Origin of the sequence: Pusillimonas sp. ANT_WB101, assembly GCF_008369125.1 — a bacterium.
Classification (GTDB): Bacteria; Pseudomonadota; Gammaproteobacteria; order Burkholderiales; family Burkholderiaceae_B; genus Allopusillimonas.
On sequence record NZ_VOAY01000001.1, the window covers coordinates 1,392,164 to 1,416,371 of the forward strand.

Genomic DNA, 24,208 nt, shown 5'->3' on the forward strand with positions numbered 1-24,208 from the left:
ACGAGGGTACGGGTTCTGGCGCATCTATAAATGCTGCTCAGCACACGGGTACGAGTGCCGGTGCATCCGTGAAGAGCGGGCCGCGCGCGGGCACAGTTGCTGGTGCATCTGTAAGTGCTGCTCAGCACGAGGGTAAGGCGGGCATCTCGCCCGCTGCTCCTGAGGCAACCGGGGTTGTACCGCTTGGCACGAACCGCCTTTGGCGCTGGCTGGTGCTGGCCGCGCTGATTGTGCTGCTCGATCAGGTCACCAAAATATGGTTTGATGGCAACCTGCAGTTTGGCGAACGCTGGCATATATTGCCTTTCTTTGACTTTACGTTGTTGTACAACACCGGTGCGGCGTTCAGCTTTCTGGCCGATGGTCATGGCTGGCAACGCTGGTTTTTTACGGCAATTGCTATTGGTGCTGTCGGCCTCATCCTGCATTTATTGCGACGCAGCGTCGGCGAGCCTCTGTTTTGCACGGCCCTGGCCTGCATACTGGGCGGTGCGGTAGGCAATGTTATTGATCGTATTCAGCACGGCCATGTTATTGATTTCTTGCTATTTTATTGGAACACCTGGTTTTTTCCGGCGTTTAATATTGCGGACGTTTCCATCACCATAGGCGCTATTCTTCTGGTATTGGATGAGTTGCTCAGAATGCGCCGCCAGCGACGCAATCCCAGCAAAGGCTGAGCGCAAGACATCGACGAAAAAATGGCGTGACAGCCAGTGTTTCGCCAGCCAACCACATGCTCCCCGCATGTTTATACATGCGTATGACTAACGACCGAGGTGACTGAACCCATGCTTGAATTAGCCAATAAACGCATCGTGCTGGGCATGACCGGCGGCATAGCCTGCTACAAACTGGCCGAATTTGTACGCCGCGCCCGCGACGAAGGCGCAACCATTGATGTGGTCATGACGGATGCGGCCACGCAGTTTATTACGCCGGTTACCATGCAGGCGCTTTCGGGTCGCCCTGTGTTCGTCAATGCCTGGGACAACCGCGTGCCAGACAATATGGCGCACATTCATTTGACGCGCGGCGCCGATGCCATTCTTATTGCACCCGCCAGCACTGACTTTATGGCCAAGCTGGCCCACGGCAATGCTGACGACCTGCTGTCTACGCTTTGCGTCGCCAAAGGCAATTGCCCATTGCTGGTCGCCCCCGCCATGAATCGTGAAATGTGGCTGCACCCGGCCACGCAGCGCAATGTACGCCAGCTGGCCGAGGACGGTGTTGTGGTTCTTGGGCCAGCCGAAGGCAGTCAGGCATGCGGCGAAGTCGGCAGTGGTCGCATGATTGAATCGCACGAGCTACTGACCGAGCTGATTGCATTCTTCCAGCCCAAGCAGCTAGCGGGGCAACGCGTGCTGATCACGGCAGGCCCCACCTCTGAAAAAATCGACCCGGTGCGCATGATTACCAATCGCTCTTCCGGAAAAATGGGTTATGCCATTGCCCGCGCGGCGCGCGAGGCCGGTGCTGACGTGGTGCTTATCTCTGGTCCTACCGCCCTGCCCCCTCCCTATGGCACCACGCGCATCAATGTTGAAAGTGCGGCACAAATGCATGCTGCCGTCATGAATGAAGCCGCGAGCGCCGATGTGTTCATTTCTGTGGCTGCTGTTGCCGACTGGCGTGTTATTAACCCCAGCGATCAAAAACTGAAGAAAGACGCCAACAAGCAGGCGCCCGAACTGCAATTTGCTGCCAACCCCGACATTCTTGCCGATGTGGCCGCACTACGCCCGGGCCCGTGGTGTGTAGGGTTTGCTGCCGAAACCGAAAACTTGCATGAAAATGCCGACGCCAAGCGAAAACGTAAAGGCGTGCCATTGCTGGTCGGAAACCTGGCGCAAGACGCCATGAATGCTGACGACACCGAGCTTGTACTGTTTGATGACAGCGGCGCGCATGCGCTTGCCCGGCAGCCCAAGCTTCAGGCTGCCCGCGCACTGGTGCAAGCAATTGCCAGGCGTCTGCCTCAGCCCCAGGCCCACACATAAAGGACGCAGGCGCAGTCCAGTGCTTACGCTGCCTGCGCGCCTGCCCTTCACGTAAACACACAAACCGTGCCGGTTGTCATGTTTCGGCTTCGGAATACACCTAAAAGCAGTGCCGGTCGTCATGATCCGACTTCGGCATACACCTAAAATCAGCGCCGGCTGTCATGGTCTGACTTCGGCATGCACATGAAAACAACGCCGATCGACAGCTTTTGACGTCGGTCTACACCTTCTTAATGACTGGAAAACACATGAGAAAGATTGCCCTGAAGATTCTTGACCCGCGCATGAACGACTACCTGCCGGCCTATGCCACAGCAGGCTCGGCAGGCCTGGATCTGAGGGCATGCGTTGAGGCACCGCTTACGCTGGCGCCGGGCGCAACCGAACTGATACCAACCGGGCTTTCTATATATATCGGTGACCCAGCCTACGCAGCCATGATTTTGCCGCGCTCGGGTCTGGGCCACAAGCACGGCATTGTGCTGGGCAATCTGGTGGGCCTGATCGACTCTGATTACCAGGGGCCACTTATGGTGTCGGCCTGGAATCGCAGCGACACCGAGTTTGTGCTGCAGCCCATGGAGCGCCTGGCCCAGCTGGTGGTCGTGCCCGTTCAACAAGTAGCGTTCGATATTGTCGATGAGTTTGATGACAGCGAACGCGGCGCTGGTGGCTTCGGTAGCACCGGACGCAGCTAGACAGTTGCTGCTGCACAACGAGGCGTGGCGTATAGCCAGGTGGCATCTTCCTTGCCGGGGTAAGTTACGCACATCAAGAAAGCATCTTTTTTGCCCGAGTAAGCTATGCACATCAAGACTGCATCTTTTTTGCATGAGTACGCTACGCACACCCAGCCAGTACCTTTGCCTGAGTAAGCCACGCACACCCAGACAGCTTCCTAGTTGCCTAGGTAGGCCACACCCAGCCTGACAGCCGCTTCTGTGCCAAGATGCGCTGTCAGACAGCTAACGTTTATTAGCTGTGGCACGTCGTACAAAACTATGCGGTTTCTTCTTCTCCAAGGTAGGCGGCGCGCACTTTGGGGTCATGCAGTAATTGGTTGGACTGGCCCTCCAGAATTATCTGCCCCGACTCCATGACATAGCCTCGTTGGCTTAGTTCTAGCGCCAGCCTGGCATTTTGTTCAATGAGAAGAATGGTCACCCCTTCGGCCGCGACGGCTTTTACGACTTCGAAGACTTTTTCCACCATCAGCGGCGCCAGCCCCATGGACGGCTCATCCAGCAGCAACAGACGGGGCCGGGAAATCATGGCGCGACCCATGGCCAGCATTTGTTGCTCGCCACCTGACAGCGTACCTGCAGACTGGGTGCGACGCTCTGCCAGGCGCGGGAAGAGCTCAAACACATGGTCGATGTCACGATGAATTTGTGCCGTATCATTGCGCGTGTATCCGCCCATGGCGAGGTTTTCGGCGATGGTCAGTTGGCCAAAAATACCCCGTCCTTCGGGCACCATGACCAGGCCCTGGCGCACCAGCATGTACGATGGCACGCCAACCACTGACTTGCCATCATAAAAAATGTCGCCGCTGGCCACAGGCACCAGGCCACAAATGGCCCGCAGCGTGGTGCTTTTGCCAGCCCCATTGGCACCAATCAGGCTGACCAGCTCGCCGTTGGCAACTTTAAGGTCTAGGCCCCGCACGGCACGTATGCCGCCATACGACACATCGATGCCGCGTACATCAAGCAAATAGCTAGCATCATCCATTAGGTGTCCTTGTGCTTTCGTGCCGTGTCAGTGGAGGTCGGTGAAAGTGAGTGCGAGTCGTCTCCCACCATGTTCGAAGAAGTTGAACGTGCACCATCTCCCGCTTCGCTCGACGGAGCTAAGCTCGTTTTGTCTTTCTCGATGCTCGACAGGGTTGAGCTTGTATCATCGCTTACCGCACTCGACGGTGCTGAATCTATGCCATCTTCTGCCAAGCTCGACGGTGTTGAGTTTATGCCTTCCGCTGCCATGGGTGTCAAAGTTGAGTTTGCACCAGTTCCTGCCGTGCTTGACGGGGTGGCGTTGCTCCCTTCTTGGGCTGCCCCAACACCCAGGTACGCTTCAATCACACGCGGGTCATGCTGCACGTCGGCCGGTTTACCTTCTGCCAGCACTTTGCCGTATTCGAGCACCAGCACGCGATTGCACAGGCCCATGACCAGCTTCATGTCATGCTCAATCAGCAATACCGTCACGCCGTCGTCACGTATTTTTTCAACAAGTCGGCGCAGCACCAGTGTTTCAGAGGCATTCATGCCGGCGGCCGGTTCGTCCAGCGCCAGCAGTGATGGCTCGGTGGCCAGCGCACGTGCGATTTCAAGCCTGCGCTGATCACCATAAGGCAATGAATTTGCCAGATTGTTCGCCCTGTGTTCTATGCCTACATAAGCGAGTAACTCATGGGCGTGTTGCTCAATGGCAGCTTCTTCATCGCGGGTACTTCGGTTGCGCGTGATGGCACCCCACACGCCAGCACGCGTGCGAATATGACGCCCTATCATCACGTTTTCGATAGCGCTAAGGTTGCCAAAAAGCCTAATGTTCTGAAACGTACGAGCTATACCGGCAATGGCAATTTCGTGGGGCTTTAGGCGGGTTAGATGATGCCCTTTGAAAATGCAGGTGCCAGACTCGGGCACATACAGGCTGGTCAAAACGTTAAACAACGTAGTCTTGCCCGCACCATTTGGGCCGATCAGCCCGTAAATATCCCCTTTGCAGATGGAGAAGCTCACTTCTGATAAAGCCTGCAGGCCGCCAAAGCGCTTACTGAGCTTGTTGGCGACCAGCAACAGCTCGGGCATGGAGCGTGCATCGGGGTTGGCCCCGGTTACCTTCATCGTGGGCTCAGTTGTCGTGGCCCCCATCGAGGATTCAATTGCGGTTGCCGTTGTCATTGAGGTCGCGGTTGTTGTTGCGTTTGCGTTTGCGTTTGCGGTTGCTGTAGTTGCTGTAGTTGCTGTAGTTGCTGTAGCCATCATGCCGAGCCCTCCCGATTACTCGTGAGCTCACGACGCCGCACGGCAGATGGCCATAGCCCTGCCGGACGGAAAATCATGACCAGAACCATGGCGAGCCCGAACATCAACATGCGTATGCCCTCGGGGTCAAAAATAACGTCGCCGAACACAGACTGCTGTATGGGCACGACCACCGCCCGCAATATCTCGGGGAAGATGGACAACAGCAAAGCCCCCAGTATCACCCCCGGTATATGCCCCATGCCGCCCAGCACCACCATGCTGAGTACAGAAATGGATTCAGTCAGGCTAAAGCTTTCTGGGCTGACAAAACCCTGCATGGACGCAAACATGGCCCCGGCCACACCCCCAAAGCTGGCGCCCATGGAAAACGCCAGCAATTTGATGTTGCGAGTGTTGATGCCCATGGCCTTGGCAGCGACTTCATCTTCGCGCACGGCCTCCCAGGCACGGCCTATGCGCGAGTTTTGCAGGCGCACGCACATAATAATAATGATGATGGTGAACAGCAGCAGCAGGTAGTAGTATTTTTCGGGGCCGGTAATGCGAAAGCCGAACATTTCCTGAGAACGCCCAAAGGCAAAGCTGCCGATCTTGAAGGTGTCGATGCGGTTAATGCCCTGCGGGCCATTGGTGATGTTAATGGGCGCATCAAGGTTATTCATGAAAATGCGCACGATCTCACCAAAGCCCAGGGTTACGATAGCGAGATAGTCGCCCCGCAATTTAAGGGTTGGCGCACCGAGTAAAGCCCCTGCAAGCGCCGCCATCAACACGCCAATGGGCAACACCACCCAGAACGGCAGATGCAGCCCAAAGTGTGGCGAGGCCAGCGTGGCCCATATATAAGCGCCTACGGCATAGAACGCGATGTAGCCAAGGTCAAGCAGGCCAGCAAAGCCCACCACAATATTTAGCCCCAGCGCCAGCATCACATATACGAGGGCAAAGTTAAGCAGACGCACCCAGCTTTGCCCTGCCACGCCCAGCAAGAACGGCAGCACAGCCAGCACGACGCCAAACAAGGCCACACCAAGCCAGACAGAGGTGGGTACCGGCGTACGCCGGGAATTGACGGTACTCATGCCCGATCTCCCACACGCTCGCCCATTAACCCTGATGGCCTGAACACCAGCACCAAAATGAGTACGATGAACGAAAAGACGTCCTGGTAATTACTGCCAAACACGCCGTTGGTAAGGTCGCCAATATACCCGGCGCCCAGCGATTCAATAATGCCCAGCAGCAGACCGCCCAGCATGGCGCCGCCCAAGTTGCCAATGCCACCGAGCACTGCCGCCGTAAAGGCCTTGAGGCCCAGCATAAAACCCATGGTGTACTGCGCTACGCCATAATAGGTCGTGACCATGACACCCGCGACAGCGGCCAGCGCCGAGCCAATCAAAAATGCCGCAGAAATAACGGTATTGATGTTGACACCCATTAAGCCCGCCACTTCACGGTTTTGCGCGGTTGCCCGCATGGCCGTACCCAGGCGTGTACGATGCACAACCAGCAGCAGGCCGGCCATAATGGCCGTGGCGGAAAGTACGATGATAATTTGCAGCATACTGATGCGCGCGCCGCCCACTTCAAAAATATTGGGCTCAATAATGTGCGGAAAGCTCAGGTAGTTGCGGCCCCACACCATCATGGCCAGGTTCTGGATAATGATGGAAACACCAATTGCCGTGATTAGGGCCGCCAAGCGTGGGGCCCGCCGCAAAGGCCTGTAGGCGTAACGCTCGGCAATCCAACCCAGCGCCATACAAACAGGGATGGCTGCCAGCAGCGAGGTCACCACGGCCAGCCACGGCGTCATTCCGCCCAAATCACCGCCAATTAGCGTAACGACCAGCGTGGTCGCCACCATAGCGCCCACCATGACCACATCACCATGCGCAAAATTGATCAGGCCAATAATGCCGTACACCATGGTGTAGCCCAGCGCGACCAGCGCATATACGCTGCCCACAGTCACACCGTTTATAAGTTGTTGTAGGAGTATGTCCATGCGTTATGACTCGCTGGTTGGGCCGACCTGAAGGCCGGCCCGGCAAAAAAAGACTGCAGGGGTTATTCGGCGGCCTTGCTGACCATGGTCTTGACCATTTCCCACTTGCCATCTTTAACCTGGTAAATGGTCACGGAAATTTCCTTCAGATCGCCGTTTTTGTCGTATTCAATGCTGTTACTGGTGGCACCACTGCGCTTGAGGGCAGCCAGTTTTGGCAAATAGGCGTCGGGCTTGGACGAACCCGCCTCTTTCATGGCAGTAATCATATTCCAGGCCCCATCGTATGCGTAGGGTGCATATACGCCGGGGTTGACGTTAAAGCGGGACTTGTAGTCAGCTTCGAATTTTTCGCCCGCCGCCATTTGCTTCAAAGGCACACCCGCCAGCGAGGCATAGGTGCCGTTGGCGGCATCACCTGCCAGCTTCAAAAAGGTGTCGCTGCGTGTCATTTCGCCCGAGACCAAAGGTGCCTTGATGCCAAGTGTGGCCATCTGGCGGCGCATGGGGCCTGACTGGGCGTCCAGACCACCAAAGAAGATGGCGTCAGGCTGCTTGTCTTTGATGTTGGTAAGAATTGCCGTGAAATCGTTAGCTTTATCGTTGGTGTATTCACGCGAAATAATTTCGCCACCATTGGCTTTTACGGCACCGGCTACCTGATCAGCCAGGCCCTGACCATAAGCCGTACGGTCATCAATAATGGCAACCTTTTTGGCACCCAGGTCTTTGACAATAAATTCGCCATCGGCAGCACCCTGCTGAGTGTCGCTGGTCATCATGCGAAACGTGGTGTCATAGCCCTGCTGGGTGTACTCGGGCGAGGTTGCCATGGCAATCTGTGGCAGACCGGCGTCGTTATACACACTGGATGCCGGAATCGTTGTACCCGAATTAAAGTGACCGAGTATGCCTTGCACGTTTTCGTCCACAATCTGTTGGGCTACCTGAACGGCGGTACGCGGGTCAGCCTGGTCATCACGTGAGACCAGCTCAAACTTGGCGACCTTGCCATCAAGTTCGATATTTTGCTTGTTGGCTTCTTCGATGGCCAGTGTCAGGCCATTTTTCATGTCTTCGCCATAATGCGACTGCGGGCCTGTCAGCGGCGCGGCAAAGCCGAACTTGACGACTTCTGTGTCCGCCGCATGTGCCGGTGCCGCTGATACGGCAGCCATAATGGCTGCGGTGGCAGCGACAAGTTTGAATCCGTGAGTGGGTTTCATTTATTGGTCTCCGATATTGTTTGAGAGAACTGCGATCAAGGCGCATGTTACGCACCACGATTGAAACAAAAGCACAACAGGCGGTTAATGGGTCATTACCCTATAACACCTGAACGGTCATGCTGCCCGGCTGTGCCAGGCCGAGAAAACGTCAAGAACACCTTATCCAATCATCATCAGGCTGGCATTGCCGCCTGCTGCTGCAGTATTGGTACTGACAGACACCTCGCGCAACAGACGCTCAAGCCGATAAGTCTGCCCGGAAACAATCTCTTCAGTGCTCAGGCCTTGCATCGACAAAATAGGGCCAGGCCTGGCCGCCACCAGACGATTCAAGTCGCGCAAGGCGTCACTATCACCTTCAAACAACACCGCCTGATAGGCAGCGTGCGCGATATCATCCGGCCCAATCAGACACGGCTTCTCGTTCCCAGGCGGGGCCGTAACAAGCTCACGAGCCGCTTGCGTGTCTAGAAACAGGGCTGTGTTTCCGCTGGTATCGCAGGCAAACTGCTGAGCCTGTGCGCCTTGTGCGCTGGCAGCAATGCACAGTACTGTGCCGCGCGGCGTCAGTTGGTAGATATTGCTTTCACCGGTGGGGCCACACAGCGTTACCGCAGACACCGGTTTGCCATCTTGCTGCAGCCCCATCGGTAGCCCGGGTGGAAGCTCACGCAGCATGCGCCGCAGGTAAAGCGGGCCTCCAGCCTTGGGGCCGGTACCAGACAGCCCTTCACCGCCAAAAGGTTGAACACCGACTACAGCACCCACAATGTTTCGGTTTACGTAAACATTGCCCGCCCGTATGCGGTCGGTCACATACGCGACTGTTTCATCAAGCCGTGTATGTACGCCAAAGGTCAGACCGTAGCCGGTGGCATTGATGGCTTCGATGAGTTCATCCAGGTTTTCACGGCGATAACGCAGTACGTGCAGCACAGGGCCAAAAACTTCCTTTTTCAGCTCTGACACCTCGTTAAGTTCGATCATGGTGGGGGGTACGAAAAAGCCGTGCTTGCACTCGGGCCCCACAGTGATTTCATCCACTTTATGCCCCGCCTTGCGCATGGTATGAATATGCTGTTGTATGGCCTGACGGGCATCCTCGTCAATAACCGGCCCCACATCGGTACCCAGCCTGTCAGGGTTACCCATGCGCAGCTCCTGCATGGCGCCACGCAGCATGGTCAGCACGTGATCGGCACAGTCTTGCTGCACACACAGCAAGCGCAGCGCAGAGCAACGCTGCCCTGCCGAGTCAAAGGCAGAGTTCAGCACATCAAACACCACTTGCTCGGATAAGGCTGATGAATCAACCACCATGGCGTTTTGCCCGCCCGTTTCCGCCACTAGGGGTATAGGGTGGCCGGTGTCATCAAGCCGTTCAGCCAACTGGCGGGAAATCATATGGGCGACGTCTGTCGAGCCTGTGAACATAACACCCTGCACCACTGGGCTGGCAACCAGCGCAGCGCCCACTGTTTCGCCCTGACCGGGCAACAGTTGCACGGCGTGGGCGGGCACACCAGCCCTGTGCAGCACTGACACGGCTGCCGCCGCAATCAGGCTGGTTTGCTCTGCAGGTTTGGCCAGCACCACGTTACCCGCTGCCAGCGCGGCAGCCACCTGCCCTGTAAAAATAGCCAGGGGAAAGTTCCAGGGACTGATGCATAGCACTGGCCCCAAGGGGCGATGGGTGTCATTGGAAAATTCCTGTTCAATTTGCGCCGCGTAATAACGCAGGAAATCAACGGCCTCGCGCACTTCTGCAATGGCATTAGGCAACGATTTACCCGCTTCGCGCACGATCAGCCCCAACAGCGGCTGCATCTCGGCTTCGAGCAGTTGCGCAGCCTTATTCAGGCACTGCGCACGTTCGGGTACTGACGTGGCTGCCCAGATGGGGGCTCCATGACTGGCCGCTGCCAGCGCCTGCTTAACATCGTTATCATCAGCTTCAATAACGTGACCGACGATATCACGGTGATCGGCCGGGTTGCGCACGGGCCGGGCACGAATACCGTCCCAGGCTCCGTTTTGGGAAGCCACCATGGGCATAGCCCGCCAAGCATGTTCAACGCTACCCAGCAGTGCAGCGGCCAGCGAGCCCAGCCTGTGTTCATTGCTAAGGTCTATGCCTGCAGAGTTGGCACGACCGTCGGCCTGCCGAAAGAGATCGCGAGGCAGCGGAATCTTCTGGTGCGGCGCACCCAGGGGAGCTATATGTTCTGCCTGCTGTACAGGGTCGGCAATAAGCGTATCAATGGCAACGTTTTCATCGCCTATCTGGTTAACAAACGATGTATTTGCGCCGTTTTCAAGCAGACGGCGCACCAGGTAAGCCAGCAATGTTTCATGCGTGCCCACGGGCGCATAAATGCGGCAGGGGCGATTGAGTTTGCTCTGTGCAACAGGGCCAGTGACCAGCTCATACAATGATTCGCCCATGCCATGCAGACACTGAAATTCGTACTGACCGGGGTAATAGTTTTGCCCGGCCATATGATAAATGGCTGACAGGGTATGGGCATTGTGCGTGGCAAACTGCGGGTAAACCGCCTGGGGCGCTGCAAGCAGCCTACGTGCGCAAGCCAGGTATGAAACATCGGTGTGTACCTTGCGTGTGAATACCGGGTAGCCTTCCAGGCCATCAACCTGGGCGCGCTTTATTTCAGTATCCCAGTAAGCCCCCTTGACCAGCCGCACCATAAGTCTGTGGCCACTGCGGCCCGCAAGATCGATGAGATAGTCAATAACAAAGGGGGCACGCTTCTGGTAGGCCTGTATGACAAAGCCTATGCCATCCCAGCCGGTAAGCTCGGGGTCAAAACACAAGGCCTCCAGCAAATCGAGCGACAGTTCCAGGCGGTCAGCCTCTTCCGCATCAATGTTCAGGCCGATGTCGTACTGATGCGCCAGACGCGCCAGCGCCGTCACGCGAGGCAGCAGTTCGTCCATAACCCGATCGCGCTGAGCCCGTGAATAGCGGGGATGCAGCGCCGAAAGCTTAATGGAAATACCCGGCCCTTCATATATGCCCCGCCCCTGAGCCGCTTTGCCGATGGCATGTATGGATTGCTCATAGGCCTGGTAGTAGCGCTGCGCGTCATCGGCGGTTGTGGCTGCTTCGCCCAACATATCGTATGAATAGCGAAACCCCAGTCTTTCCCATTTTTGGCTGTTGGCGAGTGCGGCGGAAATGGTCTGGCCGCATACGAACTGCTCGCCCATCATGCGCATGGCCATGTTGACGCCCTTGCGCACCAGCGGCTCACCGCCTTTGCCTATCATGCGGGTGAGCGCATGAGACAACGATTGCTCGCTGTTAACGCTAACCAATCGCCCGGTAAGCATGAGGCCCCAGGTGGCCGCGTTGACAAACAGTGATGACGATTCGCCCATGTGCGAGCGCCAGTCACCGCGGCTGATTTTGTCGCGTATAAGAGCATCACGGGTTGCGCGATCGGGGATACGCAGCAATGCCTCTGCCAGACACATTAGGGCCACACCTTCCTGGCTGGACAGTGAAAACTCGTGGATCAGGCTTTCGACAGCGCCGGCCTTGCGCTTGCCACGTATAGCCTGAACTAGCCGAGACGCCAGTTGGTGCACCTCTTGCGGGCGCGCGCTGCGTGCTTTGTCGATAAGCATTGGCAGGCATTCGGTTTCAGGCCGACGGTAGGCCGATGTAATGGCTGCGCGCAGCACCGACTGCGGTTGAACGTCTTGCGCGAAATCATAAAAGGGAAGCGGCCCGTCTGGCACAGCCACGTCATGATCGCCGGAGTCAACTTGTTCAGCCAGTTGGGCGATTTCTGCGGGCACTTGACCCCGCTCCAGAGCATCGATATACGCAAGCAATGCCTGCTTGTGCAGCCAGTGAGGCGTGCAGCCTAACTGCGCAGCGACAGTCTTGAGACGTTCACGCAGCGTTTCATCAACCTTGACACCCAATGTCGTCGTTGCCATGCAGTACCCTGTGCCATAAAACAAGAATGCGATAACACCCCGAACGGGTGTTATCCATTTAAGGACAAAATACTAACCGGGTTGTACCTTATTACGCATCGCGGTTAACCCGCACCAAGCCAGGTTAACTGCGTGGCGACAAGCGCCGTACAACACAAGCGCTAGGTACAGTTATTGACACGGCTGTCTGCCGTGGGTTTTCCACCGCGCAACTGGCTGGCAATGATGGAAGACAGGTCTAGCAGGTTTTTTTGTTGACCTGACACAAGCGCCGACATCCCTTCACCTACCGTGGTACTTAGTACAGCCCTGCATGCCAGTTGCTGGCGTTTAGCCACATTAACCGGGCTCAGGCGCCAAGTGGCTTCAAGCACTGCACGCTTGCCGTATATTGACTCAAAACGCTGCACCAGCACATTAACCTTCCAGAACGGCTGTTTTTCAGATGCACCCGTAATTGGCATGTCGATGGTACCAAGCTGGTCTGCCAGGTCGCGTGCCAGCGTACTGCGGATTTCATCGGCCAGCGGCCCCGACCATAGCGAACTGTTCAAAAGCATAACCTGGGTAGAGTCTGGATCAGTGAGCACGATCTGAGGCCGATCTACCTGCACCGGGATAACAACAGGTTGAACATTAATTGCAAACTTGACGGGTGCACGTGTAATGGAGCCCTGCTCCGCCGTTAACGGCACCAGCGAATAATAGTTACTGGCGGGCTTGGATGCGCAGGCCGTCAGCGCACCGCACAGGAAGGTAAGAATCAGGGCTTTCTTGGCGGTCATTAAACAAAGGTCCATTTAAGGTGTTACCGGCATGGGGTCGGCTGTGCGTCCGCGGATCAGCGACGAAGGGTGCGTCTGCAGGTAATCAGCCAAGGCCCGCAATGAACGTGCAGCACTACTCAGTTCACGCATGGTGCCTTCAAGGTTGTCATTGAGCGGCGAGTTTTGATCCAGCATACGACCAATGCGCGCTACTGACTTTTCTGCTGTACGCAACAGGGATGTTGCCTGCGGGGCAACTTTGCCATCAAGATTGCGTATGAGTAGATCCAAGGACTTCAGGCTTTCATGCAACTCTTTGCCAAGATCATCAAACGGTATGGCCTCTATCTTGTCGACGATGCTGCTGATCTGCTGCTGAAGCCGATCAAAACTGCCCGCCACCGTTGGTATGGGGAACGGGGACGCAGTGGTATCCATGGCAAGCGGAGGCGCATCGGGGAAAAAGTCGAGCGCAATGTACTGCTGGCCAGTTAGTAAATTGGCAGCCCGCATTTGACCGCGCAACCCGTGCAGTACGAAGGTGGACAACAGGCTAGCACCTGGTTTGCCATTTTTACCTGCCCGCGCGACCATTCCGTCGTAAATGTCACCCAAACGCAAGGGGTAAAGATTAGCCTGTACCCGCGCATAAAACTTTTTCTTCTCGGCATCATAGGCCAGATCGATATCGGTGACGCTGCCTAGCTCAAGCCCGCGAAAGTCGATGGGAGCACCCACTTTCAGACCCCGAACTGACTGCGCAAAGTTCATGACAATAGGGAAGGCGACCCCATCGGGATCCGCCAGCGCTTTTTCGCGAGTGCTTGCCAGCGCAAAATGCGTATTGGGTGCTGCTTGCCTTGCATCGCTGCCCTCGGGCGACGCAAATGCCACCCCACCCGCTATTACCGACACCAACGAACCGGTTTCAACCTTGAAACCGTCGGCGTCCAGTGAAACATTAACCCCTCCCGCATTCCAGAAGCGTGTGTCGCGGGTTACGAACTTGTCATGCGGCGCATCAACAAATACCTGTATGCTGACGGCGTCTCCCTTGGCGTCAAGCGAATACCCCACCACCTGCCCAACCTGGATTTTACGAAAATAAACGGGTGCGCCAATATCAAGCGATCCCAGGTCGTTGGCGACCAGCACAAAGCGTGTGCCAGGCCGGCCACTGCGGATCTCGGGCGGCTGCTCCAGCCCTTCAAACTGGTACACGGGGCTGGCTTTTTCGTCGAGCTGTTGGGGAGCGTCAACACTAATGTAGGCGCCTGACAAAAGGGTTCCTAAACCCGTAACGCCGCTTATGCCCAGACGCGGCCTCACGACCCAGAACCGGCTGTCTTTCTGTGTAATGTATTCAGACCCATCGGGATCAAGCTCGGCGCTGACTAACACTGTTTTCCGACCGGGTGCTACCTTGATGCCGGTTACCATGCCGATTACCACATCTTTATAACGCACACGTGTCTGCCCTACTTCGAGCCCGTCCGCCGAATCAAAGCTGATGGTGACTGTAGGCCCTGTATGAAGCCAGTCGCGAAACAGCAAAGACGCGCCTACCAGCACGGCAACCAAGGGCACCAGCCATATCCATGAGAAACGGGTTTCTCGGCGTGTTTTTACTCTGGGCTTTTCAACCCGTGCAGGTGGCGCAGAATCTGTATTATTTTCGTCTTCGTTCATGATGTGGCCCTGTCAGGGGCATCAAATAGGCCTGACTGCTGTGGTTGGTGGGGAAGGCTAGCGGCAGGTACAACGGCTGTGCTACGGCCTGGTGCGGTATCCCAGCCCCGGCGCGGATCATAGCTTGCTGCGGCCAACATCGTCAAAACGACCACCATGCCGAAACTGGCAGCCCCCGGCCCGGCGACCACCTGCGATACCCCCGGGAAGTCGGCCATGGTCGTCATCAGTATTACAACAAACACATCAAGCATGGACCAGTGCCCAATAAAATTGATGAACTCATACTGACGTGTGCGCTGTCGCTGTATGGAAGCGCCGTTCCATCGGCGACGCAGCATGAGCAGTATAAGTACAAGCAATTTGGTGCCGGGCACGACGACGCTGGCCACGAATACGATAAGGGCGAGATCCCATGAACCCAAGCGCCAGAACTCAATGACGCCGCCAAGTATGGTGTGCTCACTAACCCCTGTCGGGGTACGGATACCCATGACCGGCAGTACGTTGGCCGGTATGTAGACCACGCAGGCTGCAATAATAAGGGCCCATACCCTGGCAAACATATGTGGCTTGCGCAAATGAACCTGTGCACCGCAACGCTGGCACCCGGCGTCAGTACTGGCCTCGCCCGCGGGTTGCAGATATCCGCAGGTTTCGCATTGTGCGACACCTTGCCGCACCCCGCCTTCACCCGATACCACCACCAGGCCCGCATCTTCGGCGTAATGCCAGAGATGATGGGCCGACATACGGCTGAGCGCCGTCATGATAAAAGCCAGTACTGCGAAGGCCCAGGTAGCAGGCCCTACCGTGAGCGAGGCGATGCCAGAGAACTTGACCATGGCAACCAGAACACCGAGCATGAGCACGGGAATCATGCTCCAAGGTTCGCACCATTTAAGCAACCGCATGCCTGCACTGAAATCCATGGGCAGACGCCCTGAACGCACGGCTGACAAAGCCCAAAAAACCAAAACCAGCTGGGTAAGCGGCATCCAGAAGCCAGCCAGCCCGGTCATGATGGAGAGAGTGCGATGCCCTTGCTGCCATGTAAGGTACAAAGCCTGCGGCAATGACGCTTCGACTACCAGACCCTGGAGCCGTAGCGTGGCAATGGGGTACAGATTGGCAATGGCGAATACCACCAGGCCCGTGACAACCAGCGCGAGCCAGCTAGTGAGCGTTAAGATGCTTTGCCTATACAGCTCGGCGCCGCAGCGCCTGCAGGCAGCTACGGCGCCGTTTTCAAGACGCACACGCTCGTGTATCGTGCCACATTGCGAGCAACCTATAAGTGGCACTTCTCCCATTAATTGACGAGCTCGGGTTCCGGACGCGATGATGAAGGCTGGCTGTCTGGATCAGGCTTACCCGGAAATATCAGCTCGACCTTGCCGTTGGCATCAAGGCCGACTTCGACATGCCCGCCATCGACAAGACGGCCAAACAACAACTCGTCGGCCAGCGCACGCCGGATGGTGTCCTGGATAAGCCGCTGCATGGGACGCGCGCCCATGGCAGGATCAAAACCCTCCTTGGCCAAATGATCGCGCAGCGCCTGCGAAAACACCACTTCAACCCGTTTTTCGTGCAGCTGGTCTTCGAGCTGCATGAGGAACTTGTCTACCACGCGCATAATAATGTCGCGCGACAGCGACTTGAAGCTGATGATGGCGTCGAGCCGGTTGCGGAACTCGGGTGTGAAAAGCCGCTTGATATCGGCCATTTCATCGCCCGTCTTTTCTGAGGTGGCGAAACCAATGCTGGTATGGTTAAGCGCCTCAGCCCCCGCGTTAGTCGTCATAACAATGATGACGTTGCGGAAGTCAGCCTTGCGTCCGTTGTTATCGGTAAGCGTACCGTGGTCCATAACCTGCAGCAAAATGTTGTAGACGTCAGGATGCGCTTTTTCGATTTCGTCGAGCAGCAGCACGCAATGTGGCTGCTTGCTGACCGCTTCGGTAAGCAACCCACCCTGATCAAAGCCCACATACCCCGGAGGCGCGCCTATAAGACGCGACACGGTGTGGCGCTCCATATACTCTGACATGTCGAAACGCAGCAGTTCAATGCCCAGGGTAAATGCAAGTTGACGGGCAACCTCGGTTTTGCCCACACCCGTTGGCCCCGAAAACAGGAAGGAACCAATGGGTTTGTCTGGGCGGCCCAGGCCTGAACGCGCCATCTTAATGGCAGCAGCCAGCGCTTCGATGGCATTTTCCTGGCCGAAAACCACGGTTTTCAGATCGCGTTCAAGCGTTGCCAGTTTGTTGCGATCATCATTGGAAACCGATTGCGGCGGAATGCGGGCGATTTTGGCGACTGTCGCCTGGATTTCGCTTTTGCCAATGGTTTTTTTCTGCCGTGACTTGGGCAGCAAACGCTGTGCGGCGCCCGCCTCGTCAATGACATCAATGGCTTTGTCGGGCAGGAAACGATCGTTGATATAACGGGCTGCTAATTCAGCAGCCGTAGTGATGGCAGCGCTGGTGTACTTGACCCCATGATGCGCCTCAAAGTGCCCCTTGAGGCCGCGCAGAATTTGAATGGTTTGCTCTACGGTAGGCTCGGGCACGTCGATTTTTTGAAAGCGACGCGACAAGGCGTGGTCTTTTTCAAAAATACCTCGGTACTCGTTGTATGTAGTAGCGCCCAGACATTTAAGCTGACCCGATGACAGGGCCGGCTTGAGCAGGTTGGACGCGTCAAGCGTGCCGCCCGACGCCGACCCGGCACCGATGAGGGTGTGGATTTCGTCAATAAACAGCACTGCATTGCGGTTTTCTTTTAATGACTTGAGCACGCCCTTGAGACGCTGCTCGAAGTCGCCACGATACTTGGTGCCGGCCAGCAACGCACCCATGTCAAGCGAATAGACCTCAGCGTCTTTGAGTACATCGGGCACTTCGCCTTTGGTGATGCGCCAGGCAAGGCCTTCGGCAATCGCAGTTTTACCCACGCCTGCCTCACCGACCAGCAAGGGGTTGTTTTTACGCCGGCGACACAGCACCTGGATGACGCGCTCTACCTCTTGCTCGCGCCCAATGAGCGGGTCAATGCGGCCACGCCGCGCCTCGCCATTAAGATCGGTGGCATAAAGCTCAAGCGGTGACTTTTGCTGATCTGACTTGGGTTCAACGTCAGAGACCTGCTGAGCCTTGGGCTGTTCGACCGGCGGCTCTTCAGCCGCCTTGGTAATGCCGTGCGACAGATAGTTGACGACATCAAGCCGACTGACGCCCTGTTGCTGCAGAAAATAAACAGCGTGAGAGTCTTTTTCGCCATACATGGCCACCAGTACATTAGCGCCGGTAACGGTATTTTTATTGGAGTTACCTGACGAGACATGCATGATGGCGCGCTGGATGACGCGCTGAAACCCGAGCGTGGGCTGGGTATCGACGTCATCGGGACCAGGAAAGATAGGCGTATTTTCATTGATGAACTTACGCAGATCTTGACGGAGTACGTCGATATTGGCCGAGCACGCGCGCAGAACTTCAGCGGCCGCTGCATTATCGAGCAAAGAAAGCAGAAGATGCTCGACGGTAATAAATTCGTGTCGCGCACTGCGGGCTTCAACAAACGCCATGTGCAGGCTGACTTCAAGTTCTTCGGAGATCACGCTTCCTCCATGACTTATCGGAGCGGACAAACAATTCGATAAATTCTATTCTATGACTAAATCGACGTTGCGTATCAAGATTAACAAACCGGGATCCCCAATGTAATGCCAAAAACACACACTGGGGGCCATGTCTTTACTATACCCGCTCTTTTTAGGCTTTGTGGCGTTTGCTTACCAGAATAGCAGAGCCGGTTTGCGCCCGCACAAACCCGGGCAGGCTAAGTAGCGCCAACAGCCCGGGTCACAGGCATGGCAAGGTAAAGGGCACACGCACTTACGCATCGGGCGCGGGTTCCATTATGCATTGAAGGGGGTGCTGGTTGGCGCGCGCCATCTGGCGCACCATTTCAACCCGTGTAGACGCAATGTCTCGTGTGTAAACCCCGCATACACCGCGCCCTTCGTGATGCACTTTCAACATGATGCGCGCGGCCTCGTCTTCCGTCTTGCCGAATATACGTTGAAGCACTGCGACCACGAACTCCATGGGTGTGTAATCGTCATTCAACAGCACGACCTGATACATGGGAGGCGGCGCTAGCTTGGCTAGGCTGCGCTCAACAACTGTGTCGCGCTGATTATCAATCTGTGTGGCCATAACAAATACACTAGTGGTTTCCATAGTTGACGGCACATGGGCAATTGCCCATTATCAAAGTATTCTGAGTGCCAGGAAGCAGTATGCGTGCCAGAATCCGTAAGGCTAAAGGTAACCCTTGTAGTCAAGTTTCAATTTAACACTATAGTCGAGAGGCAGTCCGCATGTCCGATTCCACCACAACCTCCGCCACCGGGGAAACCCAAGCGCTGACTGGCACAGTCAAATGGTTTAATGACGCCAAAGGGTTTGGGTTTATTACCCCAGACAACGGAGGTGAAGATCTTTTCGCACATTTCTCATCCATACAGATGAATGGCTTCAAAACCCTAAAAGAAGGCCAGAAAGTCGCTTTTGAAATCGCACAGGGGCCCAAAGGCAAGCAAGCGCTTAACATTACGGCGGCCTGAATCCAATAACTGGAAGCCTCGGGCTCCTTTTACCGCCATCAGCATTTAATAACAATGTATAAAATAATAAAAACTCCAGGGCCTATTGGCCCTGTTTTTTTTCGTAGACACACTCTCATGACAAGCAACATGCCGCTCTGCCACAGCCGCCTCCGCGAAAACCTGACCGCCCGCAAAGGGCTGGTGCGGGCGTCACAGACGGTTTACAACTTACTCGTACGCACAACCCCGGCGGTTTGCAACTCGTTTGAAAGCACAACGCAATCAGCTTGCAACGTGCTTGCGGGCACAACACAGCCAGCTTGCAACTCACTTTTACGCTCTGCACAGTGGGCTTGCAATTTGCTTGTAGGCGCCGCACGGCCGGTTTGCAACCCGCTTGTACGCACGATACAGTGGGCTTGCGTGGCGATCATGGCTGCACTACTCATGCCATTGGCCGCGTCAGCCCAGCAGGCCTTCTTGCTGCCCAGGGCGCAGCTTGAGATCAACAACGTGGCCATACAGGCCGAGGTTGCTGCAACCGATGCGTCACGATCGTATGGGCTAATGAACCGCATGTCGCTACCCGAAAACCAAGGCATGCTATTTGTGTTCGATCAAGTAGCCGCGCCCTGCTTCTGGATGAAAAACACACCGCTGCCGCTGTCCATTGCCTTTATCGACCCAAAGGGCACCATAAGCAATATTGCCGACATGCAGCCGCTTAGCCTTGATGCTCACTGCCCTACCGCGCCAGTGCTGTATGCACTTGAAATGGAACAAGGCTGGTTCGCCCGCCATGATATCAAAGCGGGCGATAAGGTAAAAAACCTTCCGTAGCTAATCGGCAGGCACAAACCCACGGCCAAGGGCGATTGTCAGACTCAGACGCGTTCGAGAATGACGGCGATGCCCTGACCAACCCCAATACACATGGTGCACAGTGCATAACGCCCACCGGTGCGATGCAGTTGGTTGACAGCGGTAAGCGCCAGACGCGCACCGCTCGCGCCCAGGGGGTGACCCAATGCAATGGCACCACCATAAGGGTTGACGCGCGGATCGTTGTCTGCAACGCCCAGCATACGCAGCACGGCCAGGCCTTGGGCGGCGAAGGCTTCGTTCAGTTCGATAACGTCCATTTGGTCGATGCTCAAACCTGCCAGCGCCAGCACCTTTTCAGATGCGGGAGCTGGGCCAATACCCATAATGCGCGGCTCAACGCCAGCGGTGGCCATGGCTACAACCCGTGCACGGGGTGTCAGGCCGTGCTCTTTGGCCGCTTTCTCAGAAGCGATAAGCAGCGCTGCAGCACCGTCGTTTACACCTGAGGCATTGCCTGCGGTGATGGTGCCGTCGGCACGGACAATAGGCTTGAGGCGGGCCAGTGTTTCGAGCGTGGTTTCACGGGGATGCTCGTCTTTATCGACGATAAGCGCATCGCCTTTGCGCTGAGCAATGGATACCGCCGTGATTTCATCTTTGAAATGGCCGGCCTTCTGGGCAGCTGCCGTCTTGGTCTGGCTGGCCAGAGCGAAGGCGTCCTGGTCTTCACGATTGACCTTGAACTGATCCGCCACGTTTTCAGCGGTTTCTGGCATGGAATCAACACCGTACTGCTGCTTCATGAGTTTGTTGACGAAGCGCCAGCCTATGGTCGTGTCGAAAATGGCGGCATTACGCGAAAATGCAGTGTCTGCCTTGCCCATGACAAAAGGCGCGCGGCTCATGCTTTCTACCCCGCCAGCGAGGATGAAGCTGGCATCGCCGGCCTTGATGGCGCGCGCAGCGGTGCCCACGGCGTCAAGCCCTGAACCGCACAAGCGGTTAATCGTGCCGCCCGGTGCAGAAACCGGAAGCCCTGCAAGCAGTGCAGCCATACGGGCCACGTTGCGGTTGTCTTCGCCTGCCTGATTTGCGCAGCCCATGAGTACGTCATCAAGACGCGACCAGTCTACATCTGGATTGCGTTCCATTAGCGCCTTGAACGGTATTGCCGCCAAGTCATCGGTACGTATCTGGGCCAGTGATCCGCCGTAGCGTCCGAATGGTGTACGTATGGCGTCACAGATAAATGCGTCAATTGTCATGGAGGATGCCTGCAGAGAAGTTGTGGGTCAGTGTGTTTTGCACTGCGAAACACATGCATTGAGCGGGCGCGCAAAGCGCTGCCGGAAAAACGCAATGATAGCGCACCACATCATTATTGAGGCTAGGTGAAGGCCTGTTGTCCACACCATGGCCGTTTCGCGAACTTGATACAGAAAGCCCCGATTGTATGTGACCGTATTCTTGAAACAAAAAACCCCCGGTTTGTATGCGACCGTCTTTACGAGGGTATGCAACAAACCGAGGGCAGTGGAAGCTTGGCGGCTGAACCAACCGCGTCAGACTTAGCCTGAACAGATCAGTACATGACCGGCAGCGTCTGACGTATAGCGGTTAGCGGATTAGCCCAGATTGGAGGCGGCAAAATCCCAATTAGCAAGTTTCCAGAAGCTTTCGAGGTACTTGGGGCGTGCATTACGGTAATCAATGTAGTACGCGTGTTCCCATACGTCACAGGTTAGCAGTGCAACGTCGTCAGTCGTGAGCGGTGTTGCTGCATTGCTGGTGTTGACGATATCAAGCGAACCGTCTGTTTTCTTTACCAGCCATGTCCAGCCCGAGCCAAAGTTGCCAGCTGCCGACTTATTGAATGCTTCTTTGAAAGCATCGACACTGCCCCACTTGGCGTTGATGGCCTCGAGCAGTTTGCCGGATGGTTCGCCAGCTTTAGGCGACATGGAATTCCAGTAAAACGTGTGATTCCATACTTGGGCTGCGTTGTTGAAAACACCACCTGAAGATTTCTTGACGATTTCTTCAAGCGAAGCGGACTCGAATTCAGTGCCGGCGACCAGATTGTTCAGGTTGGTGACGTAGGACTGATGGTGCTTGCCATAGTGATACTCGAGGGTTTCCTTGGAAATAGTAGGAGCCAGCGCATCAAGAGCGTAGGGGAGCGGAGGAAGCGTAAAAGCCATGTTCAATTCCTTTATAAAAGCCAGTCGAAGTGATGAGTACACATTCAAGCGTGTTATGTAAGGCGCAGCCTGGCGCGTAAAGCACGAGACGCGAAGCACGGGCTTGCAAACATAAAGCCTGCAAGCCGCGACCTGACGTCTGGAGCTTTAAGCATACGGCCTTAAACCAGCGGAGCCCAGATGACAAACCTGAATTGACCGCGAGTGTGCCGCAAGCACAGACAAGGAACTTAGAGCAAACCGTGTGCCTGTAAAACACTGACATGCACACTGCCTTGATCCAGTTCAACGCCGAGCTGTTCGCCAACACTTAAGTCTAACGCATTTTTTACAATGGTCCCGTCGTCTTTACGGACGATGGCGTACCCTCGATTCAGAATGGTGCGGGGGTTGAGCGCCTGCAAAGTTTGCCGTGCGGCTACCAGGCGCTGCGCTCTGCGCTCAATCAATCGCCGGGAAGTGGCGAGCAGATCACGTCGGGAACGCGCCAGACTCTGCTGCCGAGCGGCCAGATCAGGCCCGGCATACAGCAAACGTGAACGCAGGGCCGCCAAGCTGGTTGCTCGCCTTTCCTGAGGATGCGCGGCAGCGCGTGTCAGGCGCTGTTTAAGCTGATTCAACTTTTCGCCCTGCTGACGCAAGCGATCTTGGGGCGACACCAGCAAGGCCGCTGCGCGGTCCAGCCTGAGTGCGGCCCGCTCGAGCAAACGGGCATGGCGCGATGCCAACCCTGTACTTAACACTCTGACGGCATCCAGACAGCCTTCCCGACTGCGGCAACATAGCTCTGCCGCCGCTGTCGGTGTGGGCGCACGAAGATCGGCGACAAAATCGGCAATCGTAAAGTCGGTTTCATGCCCCACCCCGCTTATGACGGGAATGGGGCTGGAAGCGACAAGACGTGCCAAGGCCTCATCATTAAAGCTCCACAAGTCTTCGAGGCTGCCGCCGCCGCGCACCAGTAGCAGAGTATCGACCTCATTGCGGTCTATCGCCTTTTGCAGCGCCTGGCACAACTGCCCCGCCGCGTCCATGCCCTGCACGGGCGCGGGGTAGATAATGACGGGCACATGCGGGGCGCGGCGTGCAAGCGCTGACAACACGTCACGCAAGGCAGCCGCTGCCAGTGACGTTACGACCCCCACTGCCCGAGGCATGGTTGTGATCGCCCGTTTAAGGCTTTCATCAAACAGCCCTTCAGCTGCGAGTTTTTCTTTGAGCGCCAGAAAAGCCTCGTGCAAATCCCCACGCCCAGCACGTCGCATCGCTTCGACCTGCAATTGATAATCACCGCGAGGCTCGTACAGGGTGACCGTGGCGCGAAATTCAAACTTTTCACCGGCCTTGGGCACAAACCCAACTGTCTGGGCACGACCCCGGAACATCACTGCACGGACCGCAGCACGCTCATCTTTGATCGAAAAATACCAATGGCCGGACGCTGCCGACGTAAAGTTGGACACTTCGCCGCGCACCCAGATTCTTGAAAACTGCCCCTGCAGCATATCGCCCACGCGGCGGTTCAGTTGCCCGACCGTCCAGACCTCATCTGCCCTCTGTTCTGAGCCGTTTTCTTGAGAAAAGCCACTTGTCATCATTATTCTGTCCACAGAAGAATTGGATTTGTCAAATCAATGTAATATCAATCCAATTGCGGCAACTCATTAATTATTGCTTTAATATAACCGTATAACTAGTTGATAAATAATGATTTTATAAAAATATGAAAATTGATCGTAAATTACCCACTGAACCTCTAGAGCCGGTGGATAGCGCCTGTACGGTAAGTTATGCACAGAATTATCCACAGATTTTGTGGATACCCTCTGGAAAGCTAGGAACCACGCCAATCTAGGTGTTTATTCAGCTGAAATTCAGGATTTTCGACGACCGC

At 56.0% G+C, this 24,208-nt stretch carries 18 protein-coding genes and 1 pseudogene; 5 read left to right on the top strand and 14 right to left on the bottom strand.

Annotated features, from left to right (window positions below; all coding sequences use genetic code 11):
* Positions 1–143 precede the first annotated feature (143 nt).
* From lspA to dut, 3 genes are all read left to right on the top strand, one after another.
* Complete coding sequence (gene lspA / locus FQ179_RS06290; protein WP_255474912.1) at positions 144–680, top strand: signal peptidase II; 537 nt, start codon at positions 144–146, stop codon at positions 678–680.
* Positions 681–791: 111 nt separating this feature from the next.
* Positions 792–2,003, top strand: coding sequence for a bifunctional phosphopantothenoylcysteine decarboxylase/phosphopantothenate--cysteine ligase CoaBC (coaBC, locus tag FQ179_RS06295; protein WP_149396369.1), 1,212 nt, complete (start codon positions 792–794; stop codon positions 2,001–2,003).
* A 251-nt stretch (positions 2,004–2,254) separates the two neighbouring features.
* The gene (gene dut, locus FQ179_RS06300; protein ID WP_149396370.1) at positions 2,255–2,704 is read left to right on the top strand and encodes a dUTP diphosphatase; all 450 of its coding nucleotides are present in this window, start codon (positions 2,255–2,257) and stop codon (positions 2,702–2,704) included.
* A 301-nt stretch (positions 2,705–3,005) separates the two neighbouring features.
* Here dut and FQ179_RS06305 read toward each other — a convergent pair whose 3' ends face one another.
* The 11 genes and pseudogenes from FQ179_RS06305 to clpS form a co-directional block, all read right to left on the bottom strand.
* A complete protein-coding gene (locus FQ179_RS06305) occupies positions 3,006–3,740 on the bottom strand; it encodes an ABC transporter ATP-binding protein (protein ID WP_149396371.1) in 735 nt (244 codons plus the stop codon).
* A 311-nt stretch (positions 3,741–4,051) separates the two neighbouring features.
* Positions 4,052–4,825: pseudogene (locus tag FQ179_RS06310) on the bottom strand (ABC transporter ATP-binding protein); the annotation flags it as partial.
* A gap of 173 nt (positions 4,826–4,998) precedes the next feature.
* Positions 4,999–6,087, bottom strand: coding sequence for an ABC transporter ATP-binding protein (locus tag FQ179_RS06315; RefSeq protein ID WP_149396372.1), 1,089 nt, complete (start codon positions 6,085–6,087; stop codon positions 4,999–5,001).
* Complete coding sequence (locus FQ179_RS06320; protein ID WP_149396373.1) at positions 6,084–7,016, bottom strand: branched-chain amino acid ABC transporter permease; 933 nt, start codon at positions 7,014–7,016, stop codon at positions 6,084–6,086. The genes FQ179_RS06315 and FQ179_RS06320 overlap by 4 nt, the downstream gene beginning before the upstream one ends.
* Before the next feature lie 62 nt (positions 7,017–7,078).
* Positions 7,079–8,242, bottom strand: coding sequence for a branched-chain amino acid ABC transporter substrate-binding protein (locus FQ179_RS06325; RefSeq protein WP_149396374.1), 1,164 nt, complete (start codon positions 8,240–8,242; stop codon positions 7,079–7,081).
* A 162-nt stretch (positions 8,243–8,404) separates the two neighbouring features.
* A complete protein-coding gene (gene putA / locus FQ179_RS06330) occupies positions 8,405–12,211 on the bottom strand; it encodes a trifunctional transcriptional regulator/proline dehydrogenase/L-glutamate gamma-semialdehyde dehydrogenase (RefSeq protein ID WP_149396375.1) in 3,807 nt (1,268 codons plus the stop codon).
* 161 nt (positions 12,212–12,372) lie between these two features.
* Positions 12,373–12,996 carry a membrane integrity-associated transporter subunit PqiC gene (locus FQ179_RS06335; RefSeq protein WP_188074519.1) on the bottom strand — a complete coding sequence of 208 codons (624 nt, stop codon included), beginning with the start codon at positions 12,994–12,996 and terminating at the stop codon, positions 12,373–12,375.
* 15 nt (positions 12,997–13,011) lie between these two features.
* A complete protein-coding gene (locus FQ179_RS06340; protein WP_149396377.1) occupies positions 13,012–14,667 on the bottom strand; it encodes an intermembrane transport protein PqiB in 1,656 nt (551 codons plus the stop codon).
* On the bottom strand, positions 14,664–15,926 hold the full coding sequence (locus FQ179_RS06345; protein WP_255474853.1) for a paraquat-inducible protein A: 1,263 nt from the start codon (positions 15,924–15,926) through the stop codon (positions 14,664–14,666). The genes FQ179_RS06340 and FQ179_RS06345 overlap by 4 nt, the downstream gene beginning before the upstream one ends.
* Before the next feature lie 53 nt (positions 15,927–15,979).
* Positions 15,980–18,295, bottom strand: coding sequence for an ATP-dependent Clp protease ATP-binding subunit ClpA (gene clpA, locus FQ179_RS06350; RefSeq protein ID WP_149396379.1), 2,316 nt, complete (start codon positions 18,293–18,295; stop codon positions 15,980–15,982).
* Positions 18,296–18,572: 277 nt separating this feature from the next.
* On the bottom strand, positions 18,573–18,896 hold the full coding sequence (gene clpS, locus FQ179_RS06355; RefSeq protein ID WP_149396935.1) for an ATP-dependent Clp protease adapter ClpS: 324 nt from the start codon (positions 18,894–18,896) through the stop codon (positions 18,573–18,575).
* 164 nt (positions 18,897–19,060) lie between these two features.
* On the opposite strand from clpS, the gene FQ179_RS06360 reads away from it, so the two are divergent.
* A complete protein-coding gene (locus FQ179_RS06360; protein WP_149396380.1) occupies positions 19,061–19,306 on the top strand; it encodes a cold-shock protein in 246 nt (81 codons plus the stop codon).
* Between the two features lie 414 nt (positions 19,307–19,720).
* Entirely contained in the window at positions 19,721–20,128 is a 408-nt protein-coding gene (locus tag FQ179_RS06365) for a DUF192 domain-containing protein (RefSeq protein WP_149396381.1), read from the top strand.
* A gap of 44 nt (positions 20,129–20,172) precedes the next feature.
* On the opposite strand, the gene pcaF is transcribed toward FQ179_RS06365, so the two are convergent.
* From pcaF to xseA, 3 genes are all read right to left on the bottom strand, one after another.
* Positions 20,173–21,378, bottom strand: coding sequence for a 3-oxoadipyl-CoA thiolase (pcaF, locus tag FQ179_RS06370; protein WP_149396382.1), 1,206 nt, complete (start codon positions 21,376–21,378; stop codon positions 20,173–20,175).
* 360 nt (positions 21,379–21,738) lie between these two features.
* Positions 21,739–22,314 (bottom strand): superoxide dismutase [Fe], encoded by a 576-nt coding sequence (gene sodB, locus FQ179_RS06375; RefSeq protein ID WP_149396383.1) that lies wholly within the window; start codon positions 22,312–22,314, stop codon positions 21,739–21,741.
* A gap of 230 nt (positions 22,315–22,544) precedes the next feature.
* Entirely contained in the window at positions 22,545–23,909 is a 1,365-nt protein-coding gene (gene xseA, locus FQ179_RS06380) for an exodeoxyribonuclease VII large subunit (RefSeq protein WP_149396936.1), read from the bottom strand.
* Between the last annotated feature and the right edge of the window lie 299 nt (positions 23,910–24,208).